A 460-nucleotide genomic window follows, 5' to 3' on the forward strand; every position below is an offset into this window, starting at 1 on the left:
GCTCGACGGCGAGTTGCAGATGACGGTGACGGGCCTCGAGCGCGTGATTCCCGCGCTCGGCATCGAGAAGATGCTGGAAGAGGGCGTGCCGCAGGCAACGCTCGACCGCATCGCGCCCGGCGTGAAGTCTCAGGATCTCAACAACCTCTTCGGTGCGCTCGACCGCGCCGTCCCCGGCCTCGGCAAGGTCATCAAGCAGAACGCCAATGCCGGGCTTGCCGCCGGGATCAATTCGATCGGCACCGAGAGCACGCTGGAGGGCCGGAAGGCGCGAAGCTTCCCGCTGAAAATCCTCGACGGCACCGTGCTGCTCGCCCGCGCCTGGTCGGTCGAGGCCGGGATCGCCCGGGTGGAGCTGTTTGCCGCCCGCTATTCCAGCTTCATCGCCTACCGGGACCGGGGCCGCCCGGAAGCCGGCGTGGTCAACGCCTTCGCGGCGATCGTGCCCTGGAGCCGGGAC

1 protein-coding gene is annotated in these 460 nt (G+C 68.9%); it reads left to right on the forward strand.

Annotation, left to right across the window (positions count from 1 at the left end; genetic code table 11):
* Positions 1-460 (forward strand): DUF2125 domain-containing protein (locus tag ACNFOC_RS55290; RefSeq protein WP_416966430.1); only part of this gene is annotated, 460 nt, incomplete at both ends.

Source organism: Streptomyces colwelliae (genome assembly GCF_048158785.1).
GTDB lineage: Bacteria > Actinomycetota > Actinomycetes > Streptomycetales > Streptomycetaceae > Streptomyces.